Source organism: Mucilaginibacter psychrotolerans (assembly GCF_004519315.1).
GTDB classification, from domain to species: domain Bacteria; phylum Bacteroidota; class Bacteroidia; order Sphingobacteriales; family Sphingobacteriaceae; genus Mucilaginibacter; species Mucilaginibacter psychrotolerans.
On the sequence record NZ_SOZE01000042.1, the window covers coordinates 34,744 to 48,847 of the forward strand.

Genomic DNA, 14,104 nt, shown 5'->3' on the forward strand with positions numbered 1-14,104 from the left:
TTTAATTGATAATCAATATTATACGAGGGTTTCACCAACCATTTTTGACCAGTATGTCAAAAAACAAAACACCGTTCGGAATTGCCCGGGTGGTGTTTTGCTTTTATCGCTATTCGTAAGGTAAATATGCTTATATTCGATAGCATAAAGCTACATGAAAATAATACCGCTTTTGCTGCTCGCGTGCGTACTTTTTGCGTGTACAAACACTCCCGTTAAAACGTCGGCCCCTACTGCGCAGCCTAAAAAAGTTACTACCGATGTGATAGCAGCTACAGACAGCGATTCTATTGATATATCCACAGATATCAGCGAGAAGAAGTTCATCAAAAAAGCTAAAATAAAACGCATACTTAAATACTACCCCGAAATAGATCAGGAAGTCCCGGAGCCCCCGGATGAGACTTATGCCTCGAGAGGAAAAAATACTCCGGAAATACAACCCGAGGATGATCACAAAATTATTTTCGGTTGTGAGGCTTGCCAGGACGAGTACTTCGAGCTTTATGCTTATTTTTTATATAAGCGGGATGGCGGGAATCAATACAGCACGCAACGAAAAACGCTTATTAAGCTTTACAGAGATATTAACCACATTATGATGACTTTAACGGGCGGCGGTACTTATTTTGGCCATCAGTACAAGCGTATTTTGGGCTACGCCGAATATTCTGTATATCTTTATCTTAAAAATAAGGACGACTATTACCACAAAATCTACTCAATAGTCAATCAAAAGCAACTCTATATTAAATCGCTTAAACAGTATATCAACGACGAAATAAGTAATGATTTAAGCTCTACGCCCAATGAACAAATTGCGCTCAGGAAGGAGCTCTTTAAAACCGTAACCGAAATTGATGGTTTACTTACCGAATACTTTTACCTGGATGCCGTGAGGGAGTTCCAATATTCCCATTACTAAAGCGTTTAATACTAATACCGGAAAAGTTCAGTGATAAATCCGAAATTGAAAATTCATAAATTCTTATCGCTTTCATAGTGTTTGAATTTAATATCCAACTCATGCATAAACCATGCCCAAATTGGCAACCTTATCCTTTTTTAAAAATCTATACTTGAGCCGATTAGATTGGTCAACTCTTAAAGTTCAGACATCAAATTGATCACCAACGTACAGCCCGAAAAACAGGTGAAAGTAGTTTTGGTCCCGATAGCTACCGGATCCCGGTTATAATATTGGGAGAGAAGTTCTTGAGAAAAAGTAAATTAGGCCGGGTACGTTAGGTTCGATACATTTATAAAAATATTTTAACAGGTCATGTCAAGGTTGATTTTTTATGCCCTTTGCCTCGTGTCAATCGGTTCACTAACCACTAACCCCTCTATTGCTCAAACCGACTTTGAAAGTAAAGCAAGCAGAAAAATTATAGTAAAATATAAGATCAAAGAGATTGTATCTTATTTGTCGCCTGAAGAAGGTAAGCCTGGTGACAGTATTCCTGTTGATAATATGTTCTTTGATAAACACGGGGTATGTATACGCAAGACAACGAACAACTATACTGACATATTTTATTACAATTCAAAAAAACAAAAGGTAAAACAAGTCTATATTGGAAAAAACCAAACTGACTCAACAGTAATTATTTTCGAATACGATGATAGGGGCAACATGATACTATCTAAAAAAATAAGAACCAGTCAAGATGATAAATTTAAAGATCTCTACTTTATACATCAATTCACCTACAATTCTGATAACGAAGTTTTAACCGATGTTTGGATAGATCGAAAAGGCGAAATACAAAATAGTGAAAAACGCGAATATTTCCCCGCAGAACCTAATAGTGGAATTCAAAAAGTGGTGAAATATTACGATATGTATGGAAGGGCATATCAAATCAAAAAGAGCTATACTGACTGCAGAATTATTACGTACGATATAGGCGACACCGTAAACACTGTTAGTTACGAACAATTTTTAGATAAAGACCAAAAAATAGTAAAAGTGATAAACCATCGTCATTTTGGTCCTCATGCTTTTGACATGGTTGAAAAAATGGGTCATGGAATTATTCCAACAACTACCGTAACAGAATTTTATAGGTATAACGAATATGGTTTATGTTCCGAGAGATCAACCTACCGTGAAGGAAAATTGATTGAGAAGCAAACCTGGTATTATAGAAAATAGCCTATTGTCCTTGATAGGGGAATGAATATTGCTATAGATAACTTAATCCCAAAAGCTTTCGGGACGAATTACGATATTTGCTAAATAACTATGCTCATTAAAATATACCCTGAGAACCCCAACCCAAAAGCCATTGAGCAAGTTGCCGATGTGCTGCGTAAGGGGGGGCTCATTATTTACCCTACCGATACGGTTTATGGCCTAGGCTGTGATATTACCAACCATAAAGCCATCGAGGCTATCTGCAAGATACGTGGCATCAAACCCGAGAAGGCAAATTTCTCGTTCATATGTTACGACCTGAGCCACATATCAGATTATATCAAACCGATAGATAACACCACCTTCAGGGTGCTGAAGAAAGCTTTACCGGGGCCATTCACCTTTATCTTCAATGCCAGCCACGCGGTACCCAAGCTGCTTAGCTCCAACAAAAAAACGGTCGGTATCCGTGTGCCTGATAACAATATCGCGCGCGAAATTGTGAAAGCATTGGGCAACCCTATCCTATCTACCTCCATACACGACGAGGACGACATTATCGAGTACTCTACCGACCCGGAACTGATCTACGAGAAATACCAGGACCTGGTAGATATTGTTATCGATGGCGGCTACGGCGACAACGTGCCGTCTACCGTAGTAGATTGCACCGGCGGCGATTTCGAGGTTATCCGCGAAGGCAAAGGCGTGCTGGAAGATTATTTGTAATTGAAATTAAGGGAATATACGCTATTTTCCCACGATGAACGAGAATTGGCTTTACCTCACTTTATTTGCGCTTGTTGGTTGGCTGGTGATCAACGCTGTAAGGTTTGTTATCATCCTCCTGCATGAACTGGGCCACGCGCTGCCCGCGCTCTACTTTACCCGAGGCCCGGTTACCGTATACATCGGCTCGTATGGCGAAGATGAGGGACCAAAAATTCGCTTAGGCCATTTAACCATCAGGATAAAGCCCCGCCTCTCCTACTTGCGTGCCGGCGGTATGTGCAAACATGAAGCCGTACCATCAGCCTGGCAAAATATTGTTATCATAGTGGCAGGACCGGTGATAACTTTCCTGATCGCTTTGCTGCTGTTCCCTTTCGTTTTATATGACGGTTTACACGGTTCGTTGAAGATCGTTATTGTATTGTTCTTTTTCGCTGCACTGATCAGTTTGGTTCACAGCTTATACCCCCGAAAACTGGAGTATAACGCTGAACTCTATTCTGATGGGCAACTGATAGCAAACGTGTTAAAACTAAAAACAGCCAACAAATACCTGTTTAAAGCAGCCGCTTTTTTTGAGCATGATCAATTCCGGGAAACCCTGGCTGAACTGGACAAGATAGATAAGCGATACCTCAACGAATACATCGCCAGCCTGTATATCCAATGCTATGTAGAGCTGAAGCAATTCGGCAAGCTTACGGAGTTCAAAGAAAAATACATGAATGCTGGGCTGATGGCTTCACTCACCTCTTATAACGCCATCAACCTGTCGTTTGCCAACATACAGCTAAAAGAATACCCTGAAGCGCTGGCGCTGCTGAATAAGGCCATCGACCTGGACGATGAGAGTTACTACGCATACAATAACCGTGGCTTTGTGCACAATCTGTTGGGCAACTACGCTTCGGCCAAAGCCGATTTAGATAAGGCCTGCAAACTCGACCCGAACGCTGCCTACTCGGTAACCAACCGTGCATACGCCAACATTAAGCTTGGATTGATGGATGAGGCTTTAGTCGACATTAACCGTTCGATGGAACTGAACGAGCATAACGCCTACATCTACCTGGTGCAGGGCATGTACCAGTTGGAAACCGGTCGGCCCGGCGAGGCCCTGGCCAACTTCGAAAAAGCAAAAAATATGGAAGCTACTACAGTATTGGTAGATGATTATATAGCCCTTGCGAAAAGCAAGCTTTTGCAGCCCTAAAACGAAGAAAAACAAAGAAAATTGAAGAAATTCAAGGAAAAATACGCTAGCATTTTATGCCCGCTATAAAGCCCGGTATCTTCTCCATATAACCTTCAGTCCCCAATAACTTAACGAACGCGCTACCCACAATTGCCCCATTGGCGTACTGGCAAGCCTTGCTGAACGAAGCATGATCTGATATACCGAAGCCAATGATGGTTGGGTTGTTCAGCGCCATAGCCTCCACACGGTTGTAATAGCCTTCGATGCTATCGGTAAGCTGCAGGTTGCCGCCGGTGATGGATGAGGAGGATAGCAGGTAAATAAAACTATTGCTCAGGGCATCTATCTTGCGGATGCGTTCTTCTGAAGTTTGTGGCGTAACCAGGAATATATTGCTGAGGTTATTATCTTCGAAATAATTGCTGTACAGCATTTCGTACTCGTACATAGGCAAATCCGGCACAATAATGCCATCTACACCAACCGCAGCTGCATCCTTGCAGAAACGCTCTACACCGTACTGTACTATAGGGTTTACGTAGCCCATTAGCAAAATAGGGATACTCACGCGCTGGCGAATATCTTTCAGTTGCTCAAACAACACCGTAAGCGTCATACCGTTATGTAAGGCTTGCTCCGAGCTATGCTGTATGGTAGGCCCGTCAGCAACCGGGTCTGAGTACGGGAACCCTATCTCCAGGAAATCGGCACCTGCTTTTTCCAAAGCCTCGGCAATATCAACCGTTGCATCCAGCGCAGGGTAACCGGCTGTAAAGTAAATAGATAGCAGGTCGTGCTTTTTAGCGGCGAAAAGTTTGTTCAACCGGTTCATGGGGGTAATCGTATCAGCCATATGCTACAAAAATATTGTTAAAAATTAGCTTTCGGCAGGTTTATCAGAAACTTTTTAAGGGAGGCCCGGCGGGCAGGGTAGATTACAAATACACTGCGGGTGCCTAATCCTGATTAGGGTTTACGCAAGGTGTTCCACTTTGCATCCAAAATGCATTTCACTTATTTTATTTAAGTATTTAACAATAAGCCCATTACGACCATTACCTAAATGATAGGGGTGTTCCAAAGTGTTCCGCTCAATTCATTAAAGCATTGATAATCAATACCATTTAAAAAATAAGTGTTCCACGCGCAAAGTGGAACACCTGTGCCGAAAAGCCGGGTTCTGCCCGCCTTGTTTACCCCTACATCGTCGGCCATTACAGGCCTTGCCGGTTAAGGGCGATCGCATTAAAACATTTAAGCAGTATTATTGTCCTTTATCAAGCAATGGAAAACATCGACCCCCAACCTCAAAAACCCACTCCGCGCCCCAAACGCGAACTTACTTACATACAAAAAGTATGGCATACCGTAGGCATTGTAGCGCTGCTGGTAATCGTTGTGCTGATAGCCCGGGTAGCGTTCAACGTATTGCTGATGATACTGGCAGCAACCCTTATTGCCACCTATTTCCATGGCTTGGGCAATATTATACAGCGCAAAACAAAATGGGGACGCAAACCGGCTATGGCTATATCGGTAGGCGGCTCGTTTGCTATAATAGCTGCACTGCTTTGGTTTATGGGTACAAAAATACAGTACCAGGTGGCCCAGCTTAGCCATTCGTTACCGGGCACTATCAACGCTGCCCGCGGCAAACTTGCCGAAACCCCGGTAGGCCAGCAGGTACTCACCTATTTGGATGATAACTCCGGCAAGCTATTCGTAACCGCACAACAATTCTTTAGCACCAGTTTCGGGGTATTGGGCAATATATATATCATATTGTTTTTGGGGATATTTTTCACCGTCAGTCCTTCGGTTTACAAAGAGGGCTTTCTGATCATTATCCCGCCCGAGAAAAAAGAATTATGGCGCTGTATCATTGACCGCATAAATGTTTCGCTTAAAGGCTGGCTAAAGGGCACACTGCTATCCATGGTTTTGATCACCATTATGCTGGTCATAGGCCTCAGTATCGTCAATATTCCAGCCGTGCTGGTGTTGGCACTGTTTGCCGGCATGCTCAAAATAATCCCCAACTTCGGCTCGATGGTGGCCATGATACCCGGCGTTTTGCTGGCCCTTACGGTAAGCACCAACACGGCAATAGTAGTGGCGCTTATTTATATGGTATCGCAAACCATTGTAAGCAATATCGTAACGCCTATCATCCAGAACAAGATCATCAACCTGCCACCTGCGCTAACCATCATCAGTCAGGTAATTATGGGTACTTTATCCGGTGCGCTAGGCATCATATTATCGGTACCGTTGCTGGCCATCATCGTCATACTGGCAGATGAACTCTACGTGAAGAAAATAAACGAAGGCCAGCCAAAGCCCGAAGTAGATGCGAAGCAGGTGCCGCTGACGGATTGAAGGAAAGGGAATGATATCAATGGATAAAGGACTTTCGACTTAAGACTTTCCATCTTTCCTACTAAAAACTATCTTTGCCCTATTATGAGCAATTCAACCGACGAACTTTTCAAGAATGTGATATCGCACGCCAAAGAATATGGCTTTGTTTTTCAATCGAGCGAGATTTATGATGGCCTGAGTGCTGTTTACGATTACGGCCAAAACGGTGCCGAACTGAAGAACAACATCAAAACCTACTGGTGGAAAGCCATGGTGCAGATGCACGATAACATCGTAGGTATCGATTCGGCTATATTTATGCACCCCACCATCTGGAAAGCAAGCGGCCACGTAGACGGTTTTAGCGACCCGATGATTGATAATAAGGATAGCAACAAACGCTACCGCGCGGACCAATTACTGGAAGACCGTATAGCCAGGCTGGACGAAGAAGGTAAAACCAGCGAAGCAGAAGAGCTCCAGTTGGAGATGGACAATGCTTTGAAGGCGGAGAATCTGCCGCGCTTGAAAGAACTCATCATCGAACAGAATATTAAATGTCCTATCAGCAATACCGCTAACTGGACGGATGTACGCCAGTTTAACCTCATGTTCAGCACGCAGGTGGGCGCCATTGCCGATGAATCGGAAACCATTTACCTGCGCCCCGAAACAGCGCAGGGTATATTCGTGAATTACCTGAACGTGCAAAAATCGGGCAGGATGAAGATCCCTTTCGGTATTGCGCAGATTGGTAAAGCTTTCCGTAACGAAGTTATCGCCCGCCAGTTCATCATCCGCATGCGTGAGTTCGAACAGATGGAGATGCAGTACTTTGTGCGCCCCGGCACACAAAAAGAATGGTTTGAGAAATGGAAGGCAGCCCGCTTGAAATGGCACCTTGCGCTAGGAACTGATGCTGCCAAATACCGCTACCACGAGCATACTAAGCTGGCATTTTATGCTGATGCTGCTTATGATATCGAGTTCGACTTCCCATTCGGCTTTAAAGAGGTGGAAGGTATTCACAGCCGTACTAATTACGATTTAAGCCAACACGAGAAATTCTCGCGTAAGAAAATGCAATACTTCGACCCGGAGGTTGACCCGGAAACAGGCAAACCATTCGGCAACTACATCCCTTACGTTATCGAAACCTCGATAGGCCTCGATAGGATGTTCCTGCTGACCATGATAAACGCCTTTGAAGAAGAAGACCTGAGCACCGAGGAAAAACAGGATAGCCGTACCGTGCTGCGCCTGCACCCTTGCCTTGCACCGGTAAAAGCCGCCATTTTCCCGCTGACCAAAAAAGATGGCCTGCCCGAAAAGGCCCGCGAGATAATGGATAAGCTAAAGCTTGACTTCAACCTACAATACGAGGAGAAAGACGCTATTGGGAAACGTTACCGCCGCCAGGATGCCATAGGTACGCCTTTCTGTATCACGGTAGATCATCAAACATTAGAAGACAATACCGTAACCATCCGCCACCGCGATAGCATGGCTCAGGAGCGCGTTGCAGCTGATGACCTGGAAAAAATTATAGGCGATTTGGTAAGCTGGAAGAATTTGCTGGGGTAAACACACTACCTCATTTTAGTAGACTATTGAAATACTTAAAGAGGCCGCATTATTCACATAATGGGCCTCTTCTTATTTTAGCGCTATTTATAGCCAAGCCCCAAAACAATTGCCCTGCAATTTTGCTTTTCTGTGTAAATATGCAATCATACTTACATGGCTATAAAAATTAAAGACCAACCTTTCTACGTACAGTCAACCGCAGTGCTGTTAGGATTGGTATTGCTGGTGTACATACTGGCTACCCTTACCGATATACTGGTACCACTGGCTTTTGCGGCCTTTTTGGCGGTATTGCTAAATCCGCTGGCCAACCGCCTGCAGCGTTATAAATTACCCCGCGCCGCAGCCATTGCTATTGCCATGGCGATAGCTATACTGGTTGTAGCTGCTGTATTTTATTTCTTATCCACCCAAATGATACAGTTCGGTGATTCGCTGCCCATGCTGAAGAAGAAGTTTGGCGAGATATCCCTAAACTTAAAAGACTGGATACAAGGCACCTTCGGCGTAGCCGTTGCCAAGCAAGACCAAATGGTAAAAGAAGCCCTGGGCAATAGCCAGGCCATGGTTGGCAAAACCCTGGGCGGATTGATAGGTACCCTGGGCATCGTATTCTTGCTCCCGGTTTACATTTTCTTCCTGCTGCTTTACAAGCCGCTTATTCTCAATTTTCTGTTTGAGGTATTTGCCGAAGAAAATTCCAAAAAGGTTAGCGAAGTGTTAAGCGAAACCAAAGGGGCCATACAAAGCTATATTGTGGGTCTGCTTATTGAGATGGTCATAGTAGCTGCCATGAACTCGGGTGCACTATTGCTTCTGGGCGTAAAATACGGCATTCTGATAGGCTGCATTGGTGCCATTCTTAACCTTATACCCTACCTGGGTGGTATTATAGCTATTGCGTTGCCTGTGTTGATGGCTACCGTTACCAAAGACGGTTACTCCACACAATTGGGGGTTATCGTCGCCTACATCGTTATACAATTTATAGATAACAATGTATTGGTACCACGCATCGTATCGTCAAAAGTGCAGATAAACGCGCTGATGTCTATCGTCGTAGTATTGCTGGGTAACCAGCTTTGGGGCATCTCGGGTATGTTTTTATCCATACCCTTCGTGGCCGTGCTCAAAATAATCTTCGACCGTATAGACGACCTTAAACCCTGGGGCAAACTGCTTGGCGATAACATCCCCACCCGCCATATTGGCGAACGCTGGGGAAACCGCCGAAAGAAAGCCGTAGGCGTTAGTGAGTAGTCGATAGTCGATGGTCCATAGTCCATAGTATTTCGGGGGCAAACAACTATTAACCATGGACCATCGACTATAGGCTATCGACTAATGGCTAACCGGGCTTCCGCCTTTATTTAGCGTGCCGTTGGTGAATAGTAAGGGATTAACCTTTTTAGGGTCGCCCTGGTAAACCCACACAATATTGCCGATGTATTTGCGGAAGGCATTGGTTATATCCTCGGGCTTAAGTTTCTTGATATCATCTACCAACGTAATCGAGCGTTTCCAGTTATTATGCAGCACCTCGTTGTTTACCAATGATGTCGCCTGCGCCTGGTTGGTTTCGTTTTTATAATAGAATCCGGTAAGGTAGGTTACCTTCATATCGGCAACCTCATCTGCCCTAAAGCCCTGCGTTTTTATCTTATCAACCAGTTTATCAAAAACGGCGATGTATTTATCGGGCTGGGTGGTTGAAACAGAAAACTTCGCTACCGCGGTATTACCCACGCTGAACCATGCGCTTGGCGCGTAAGACAAGCCGTTGTTGGTGCGCACCTCTAAAAAGTGTCTGTCGGCAAATATGCGCATGGCCACGTTAAAGGCATTAAAATCGGGCGTGCCTGGTGCCGGGCCGCTACTAATGCCTTCAACATAATTGGTTGCCAAATCGCGCTTTTCGGAAGAGAAGGTATTTTTATACGACCTGAAAAACGATTTCTTCGCTTCGAACGGAACGCCTTGCTTAACACCGGCCAGCATAGCCGCTACCCTCGCTTCAATATCGGCCTGCGGCAAATCGGCCACTACAATAATCACCATGCGCGACTTGGTGAGAACGCTCTGGTAGTACTTTTTGGTTTCGGCAGCGGTAAGTTTGCTCAGGATAGCTACCGTGCCATCCGGGTCTTTAGCATAATCGCGGCCGGCAAAGGCCACTTTATCCGCATATTTGTCTATCGCGCCATCCGGGTCGGCATCATTTGATTTCAGGGTGCTTATCGCGTCCTGTTTTATCCGTTCAAACTCCTTAACGTCGAAAGCAGGCTGTGTAATAGCCTCGGCGTATAAAGGCCAAACGGTCTCAAAATCGCTTTTGATGCAATTCATTCGAATGATGGCGTATTCTTTAGTATCGAAACCCCATACTTCGGCACTTACCTTATCCAGGGCGTTCTTAAAGCTATTCTTATCGTGTTTTGAGGTACCGCACTCGGTAAGCGCGTTAATGGCCATACCCTCTATACCCATTCTTTCGGCAGGGTAATTTTGCACGCCGCCTTTTATTACAGTTTGTATCTCTACTATATCATTGCCGCTAGGCTGCACAATTACTTTGACGCCACTTACAATGGTTTCGTAAGGTTTCAGCTGGGCGATTGCTGTGCCCGTGCTGCAAACTACAGCTAATACAAGCAGCGCAAATAAGTTTCTCTTTTTCATTTCGGATATTTTTAAAGGTTATTTGGCCACAACGAAAAACGTTTTGGCATCACTTTGCTTGCTCATTTCGGGGTTGATAATCAGGCCGGCTATTGATGGTTTGCCGGTGATATACGTGCTCACGTATTTGGCAATATCGGCCCGGCTTACCTTTTGGTAATTATCCGTAAGGTCGGTAAAGTAATTGAGCGAGGTGCTGCACCATTGGAAGCTTAGCTGACTGGGCAGGCTGGATGGTTTTTCGGTTTCGCGGCTGTGGTTGCGCAGCAAAATGGCCTTAGCATCGTTCAATTGCTCATCGGTATAATAATCAGGATTGCTCCATTGGCTTACCTGGGCCTGCAACACCTGGTAGCATTCTTTTAATTTGTTGGGATTTGGCACAACGAACAAGCTTACTGCCCCTGTGTAATGGCTGGTTGCATAGTTTAGCCCAACAGATGATGCCAGGCCCTTATCAACCAGTGCCTGTTGTAGTTTAGACGAATTAAGCCCTGCTATCGTAGAGAAAACATCTGCAGCAACGGTACCTGCCGAATCGGTCATGAAAGCGGGCCCTTGCCAGGACAACATCATATAAGGCGTTTGGGCTATGGTGCTTTCTTTTACAAATGCCTCGCTTTTGAGGATGGGGGTAAAAGCAGGTATAGGATACTTTTCTAAGGGGTTAAAACCGCTGCTTGCCCAGTCACCAAAAACCCCTTCTGCCTGCTTAAAGGCATCTTCGTGTTTCACGTCGCCGCAAATAATAAGGAGGCTATTGTTGGGATAGTAATACCTGTCCTTAATGGTCATCATTTTGGCAGGCGTGGCGGTATTGATTACCTCGTGTATACCAATCGGCATCTTGCGGGTGATCAAATCGCCCCACATCAGTTTGCTCACATCAAAATATAACTGAAAGTAAGGGCTGCTTTCGTTCCGCTGGAACTCACCATCTACCACCGGGCGCTCTTTAGCCATGTCTTCTTCCCGGTAAATAGGGAAACGGATGGCGGCGTTCATCAGCCTCAACACACCGTTAAGGCTATCTCTGTTAGCAGTAAAATAATAGTTTACGCGTTCGTTGCCAGTGGTACCGTTCCAAATATCCCCAAGCTCTTTAGTTCGTTTCAGAAACTTCTCTTGGTCGGGATAATCCTTGTTAGCCTTAAAAAACATGTGTTCGAACAGGTGAGAGAGGCCGCTGTACTCAGGGCCTTCGGTGTAGGCACCGTTCTTAACGGCTATCTCTACAGTAGCCAGGGGCACCTTGGCGTTTTCTATCACCACCACTTCGAGGCCGTTGGGTAGTTTTTTCCAGAAATAACCCTGGGGCAATCGCGGTTGGGCTACCGCGCAGAGGGTACAAAGCAATGCAGCTGTACCCAATACAATTTGTTTGGTAAATTTTGAAGCCATATTTATGGTAGATTGTAAACCATAAATATATTGCATTAAGTTGAAACTTAACCTTTAGTTATCATTTAAATTTCAGGGCTACCTTTTTGCCCGATACGCCTTCCAAAAATGGTTGGAATATCAACCTGGCATTTTCCTGCGCCTTGCTCAGCAAATTCAATTCGCCGGCGGTAGTGAGCATTTTCTTCTCGGCAATTTTGTACACATCCTCCACCATGATTTTAGCCTTATCGGCAAACCACACACCCGATACATCATACACCTGTGATTTTTGATGATCGAGCTTTACATAGCAAATTTCGGGCTTTGGCAGGGTTAGCCAAACGCTATCCGGCGACTGCACGATGTCTTCTTTCTTCACTTTGGTAAGATCGATGCAGGCCGTTACCTCCCCCACCGCTACGAACAGCACACGTTCATCAGGCAGTATTGGGTGCACTTCCTTTCTCTCTACCACGTCTTTCATGGAATATTTTACCAGCTCCAGCTTGCCCATAGCCGTAATTTTTGATACCATGATATCCTCGGTTACCACGGTGCGCGTAGCAAATCGCCCTTTGATATAAAAAAACAGGAAGATTGAGGAGGCAATAATCACCAGGTAAAATACTAGGGTGATGGAGATGCGGGGACGTGAGGTATTAAGCATGTAAAGAGTACAAAATACAGCGGGTTTTGTTTAAGTTTGAGATAACATACACGTTGCCAAAACATGAAGTTTTACCGATTATTGATTTGCTTTGGTATGTTGATGGCAACCGCCAACATCGCATGTGCTCAAACCATCGCACAAGACGCTCCCCTCACCAAAAAGTTCTTCAAAAAATTAAAAAAGGATCGAGTTGACACCATTCTTGTTTATGCAAAAGGTTGCATCGGTTGCGAACGAATATTTCCTAAAGACTCGACAACGGGAGCCCGCTATATTTGCGATGCACCTTACGGTGCAATTGACGTTTACTTTATATGGAAAAGTAAGGCAACAAGTTATATTAAGCGGTTCGACTATTGTTCGTCTTTCAAGCCAATCCAACTCAATAATTTTCCAGACAGTATTCTAAATTATTACACCAACAACTCATCACTATGGAAAGAAGAGAAGCATTTTTGGAAGGATTATAAAAAGTTATCTACGATTGAAAAATTCGGTTTAATCCCCCCCGGCCCGGTGCATTATAGCTTTCAGAGACTATATTTTAATGGATACGAATTTCTTGTAAAAAACTATTACACGAAGACTAATAAGAATACTTTCCCTTGGGAGGAAAAGCAGCGTGAATGGGCAGCGTCTGTATCAAGTTTTCTGAAGAATAATCACTTTCAGTGGGAATTGGATGACACCTATAAACACGAAGGGAACAAATAGTGTTATTTGCCCCCTTCGTCAAGAAATATGGATGTTAACCCACTTATGCGTAAGTAACGTTCAGCGTAATAGGCACGCTCAATGCTTTAGATACGATACAGCCCGACTTCGCGCCTTCGGCAACTTCTTTAAATTTTGCCTCGTCCACACCATCTATTACCGAAGCTTTCAGTTCCAGGTGAATGCCTTTTATTTCCAGTGCCTGCATATCCAAATCCAGGATAGCGTCGGTAGTTAAATCGCCGGGGGTGATGCCTGCTTGCGATAAAGCTGCGCCAACCGCCATGGTAAAGCAGCCTGCGTGTGCTGCAGCTATCAATTCTTCGGGGTTGGTACCTATGCCATCGGCAAAGCGGGTTTTGAATGAATATTGTGTTTTGTTAAGGATGGTGCTTTGGGTGGTAATTTCGCCCTGACCTGCTTGCAGGGTGCCGTTCCAATGTGCATTTGCTGTGCGTTTCATGATAGTATTTGTTTTAGTTTTTACGAATGTAGCAATATGTTGCTTTTATTAAAAGAATAGAATAAGGCGTTTAAGCAACCCATGATTTTTGCAGAAATATTGGTCCGGCCGCAATCATCGTCTTGACAAGGTTATGAAACATATTGTCAGGATACTTAAGCCTGTTGAACCGGTAAC

13 protein-coding genes are annotated in these 14,104 nt (G+C 44.5%); 8 read left to right on the plus strand and 5 right to left on the minus strand.

Features of this window, described 5'->3' with window-relative positions; genetic code table 11:
• The first annotated feature begins 154 nt into the window (after window positions 1–154).
• The 4 genes from E2R66_RS25255 to E2R66_RS25270 all read left to right on the plus strand — a co-directional run bounded on the left by E2R66_RS25255 (window position 155) and on the right by E2R66_RS25270 (window position 4,085).
• Window positions 155–925, plus strand: coding sequence for a hypothetical protein (locus tag E2R66_RS25255; RefSeq protein WP_133236187.1), 771 nt, complete (start codon window positions 155–157; stop codon window positions 923–925).
• A 357-nt stretch (window positions 926–1,282) separates the two neighbouring features.
• A complete protein-coding gene (locus tag E2R66_RS25260) occupies window positions 1,283–2,158 on the plus strand; it encodes a hypothetical protein (protein ID WP_133236189.1) in 876 nt (291 codons plus the stop codon).
• Between the two features lie 90 nt (window positions 2,159–2,248).
• On the plus strand, window positions 2,249–2,869 hold the full coding sequence (locus E2R66_RS25265) for an L-threonylcarbamoyladenylate synthase (RefSeq protein WP_133236191.1): 621 nt from the start codon (window positions 2,249–2,251) through the stop codon (window positions 2,867–2,869).
• A gap of 34 nt (window positions 2,870–2,903) precedes the next feature.
• A complete protein-coding gene (locus tag E2R66_RS25270; RefSeq protein ID WP_133236193.1) occupies window positions 2,904–4,085 on the plus strand; it encodes a site-2 protease family protein in 1,182 nt (393 codons plus the stop codon).
• A 46-nt stretch (window positions 4,086–4,131) separates the two neighbouring features.
• On the opposite strand, the gene trpA is transcribed toward E2R66_RS25270, so the two are convergent.
• Complete coding sequence (gene trpA, locus E2R66_RS25275; protein WP_133236211.1) at window positions 4,132–4,902, minus strand: tryptophan synthase subunit alpha; 771 nt, start codon at window positions 4,900–4,902, stop codon at window positions 4,132–4,134.
• Window positions 4,903–5,354: 452 nt separating this feature from the next.
• On the opposite strand from trpA, the gene E2R66_RS25280 reads away from it, so the two are divergent.
• The 3 genes from E2R66_RS25280 (at window position 5,355) to E2R66_RS25290 (ending at window position 9,278) form a co-directional block, all read left to right on the plus strand.
• Window positions 5,355–6,449, plus strand: coding sequence for an AI-2E family transporter (locus tag E2R66_RS25280; RefSeq protein WP_133236195.1), 1,095 nt, complete (start codon window positions 5,355–5,357; stop codon window positions 6,447–6,449).
• Window positions 6,450–6,533: 84 nt separating this feature from the next.
• Entirely contained in the window at window positions 6,534–8,015 is a 1,482-nt protein-coding gene (locus tag E2R66_RS25285) for a glycine--tRNA ligase (protein WP_133236197.1), read from the plus strand.
• A 156-nt stretch (window positions 8,016–8,171) separates the two neighbouring features.
• On the plus strand, window positions 8,172–9,278 hold the full coding sequence (locus tag E2R66_RS25290) for an AI-2E family transporter (protein ID WP_133236199.1): 1,107 nt from the start codon (window positions 8,172–8,174) through the stop codon (window positions 9,276–9,278).
• Window positions 9,279–9,359: 81 nt separating this feature from the next.
• Here E2R66_RS25290 and E2R66_RS25295 read toward each other — a convergent pair whose 3' ends face one another.
• From E2R66_RS25295 to E2R66_RS25305, 3 genes are all read right to left on the minus strand, one after another.
• Entirely contained in the window at window positions 9,360–10,697 is a 1,338-nt protein-coding gene (locus E2R66_RS25295) for a M16 family metallopeptidase (protein WP_133236201.1), read from the minus strand.
• 18 nt (window positions 10,698–10,715) lie between these two features.
• Window positions 10,716–12,098 carry a M16 family metallopeptidase gene (locus E2R66_RS25300; protein WP_133236203.1) on the minus strand — a complete coding sequence of 461 codons (1,383 nt, stop codon included), beginning with the start codon at window positions 12,096–12,098 and terminating at the stop codon, window positions 10,716–10,718.
• Between the two features lie 61 nt (window positions 12,099–12,159).
• A complete protein-coding gene (locus E2R66_RS25305; protein WP_133236205.1) occupies window positions 12,160–12,747 on the minus strand; it encodes a DUF4230 domain-containing protein in 588 nt (195 codons plus the stop codon).
• Window positions 12,748–12,810: 63 nt separating this feature from the next.
• Here E2R66_RS25305 and E2R66_RS25310 point away from each other — a divergent pair, with 63 nt between their 5' ends.
• Window positions 12,811–13,464 carry a hypothetical protein gene (locus E2R66_RS25310; RefSeq protein ID WP_133236207.1) on the plus strand — a complete coding sequence of 218 codons (654 nt, stop codon included), beginning with the start codon at window positions 12,811–12,813 and terminating at the stop codon, window positions 13,462–13,464.
• Between the two features lie 43 nt (window positions 13,465–13,507).
• Here E2R66_RS25310 and E2R66_RS25315 read toward each other — a convergent pair whose 3' ends face one another.
• Complete coding sequence (locus tag E2R66_RS25315; RefSeq protein WP_133236209.1) at window positions 13,508–13,927, minus strand: OsmC family protein; 420 nt, start codon at window positions 13,925–13,927, stop codon at window positions 13,508–13,510.
• Window positions 13,928–14,104: the final 177 nt, after the last annotated feature.